Annotated in this window: 2 protein-coding genes; both read left to right on the top strand. The window is 47.0% G+C overall.

The window, feature by feature from the left end; genetic code table 11:
* Nucleotides 1–571 (top strand): RAP domain-containing protein (locus tag ACO6V1_RS23840; protein ID WP_422469064.1); only part of this gene is annotated, 571 nt, incomplete at its 5' end.
* 59 nt (nt 572–630) lie between these two features.
* On the top strand, nt 631–1,637 hold a 1,007-nt coding region (locus ACO6V1_RS23835), incomplete at its 3' end, for a hypothetical protein (RefSeq protein ID WP_422464139.1).

Genomic DNA, 1,637 nt, shown 5'->3' with positions numbered 1-1,637 from the left:
GGATCGATCCATCATGATCATGGCCGCAAGTTGGCTTGGTAGAGCGTGTCCGGTGGTCCGCCATTACCACAAAGCCATTTCAAAAAACCAGGCCGACTTCCGCGATCAACTCCAATCATGCATTCCATCTTTGCGGATCGAAGAAGAAAAGAGCCTGAACTCATTACCTCCGGTTGACCTGCTTCTGCCAGATCACAACATGGTGATTGAAGTTCAGGGCCCCTCTCATTACGTGAATGGTGATTTCAACACCAGGAATGGTTCGACTCTACTGAAAATCGCACTGCTGAAAAAATCAGGATTTGAGGTCATTGAAATCCCGGCCAACATGCTTTGGAATCAGGATTTAATGAAACCCTATATTGATCAAATAAAGACCAGGATAGGCATCCCCCCACAGGAGCATGGCTCTGTATCATTTAATAGAGGGTGGGCAGATGCTGCATACGTGGCTGGTGAAGAACATTTAGCAGAGCAAACCAACCCAGCAAAAAAGAAGAAGAGAAGAAAACAAATAGCCAGTAATCGCCTTCCTCCCATCATGACTCAAGTAAACTTTTTTGCAAAATGAACTTCTGAGCAGAACAGCAGTCTGCTTTTTATATTTTCATGAATTAATGAAATATAACTATGGATAGAAGTTCTGCTGGTATCATTGGTCAATACACAACATCAGGTAACGGTTACAACCAACCGAATAGCCATACCCCTTCTTCAGGGCGTGGTCGATATAGACATGCCACAGTCAGACAGCGGGATAGTCACCCCCGCTCTACCCAAGGGTGTAATGAATTTCACCATTCTTCTGGCACACGCCCTTCTCAATATTTAATTCACCGTTCAGTAAACTGTGCTCAAGATTTTAATGCCCTCATTAAACAAGAAATAGTGGAAGATCTGGTGAGAAGATCGGATCGTTTCGGTCATCGCTATGATGGGAGAAATCACGGGCAATATGCCAGTTCAATTAAAAAATACACGTCAGCTGCTAAAAGACCGTTAAATCGAACAGAACAAAGCCAGCTGATGCGTTTGCTGCAAAATTTTACCGCAACACGGAGCTGGAATTGGCGAAGCCTGACGACAACACTTCACTCATTTACTTCAGCGGGTGTTTTTACCCCTCATAAACCCTTTGATGAGCATGTTAAGCTTACTCAAACTGCCTTATTGTCAACACTACTTGATGCAATAATATTTAACTGCAACCAAAAACCTGAAGCCAGTGATATTGGTGCTCAGGAAATCACTAACCTGCTGTGGGCCATGGCGAAACTGGTGGACAACGGGCAGAAGCAGACACCAGAACTCAACGGGGCCGTGGCCGCGCTGTTGCCACACGTGAACGTACAGAATGACCAATTTATTACTCAGGGAATCGCCAACCTGCTGTGGGCCATGGCGAAACTGGTGGACAACGGGCTGGAGCGGACACCAGGCCTCAACGAGCCGGTGGCCGCGCTGTTGCACCACGTGAACGCACAGAAAGCTAACTTTAAACCACAGGAAATCGCCAACCTGCTGTGGGCCATGGCGAAACTGATGGACAAAGGGCTGGAGCGGACACCAGGTCTTAACGAGGCCGTGGCCGTGCTGTTGCCCCAAGTGAACGCACAGAAAGACCAGTTTATTCCTCA

It is taken from the genome of Endozoicomonas sp. ALC013 (genome assembly GCF_049310205.1).
Lineage (GTDB): Bacteria > Pseudomonadota > Gammaproteobacteria > Pseudomonadales > Endozoicomonadaceae > Endozoicomonas.
Note: the sequence above shows the minus strand (reverse complement) of the source record. Positions and strands in the feature narration are given on the sequence as shown.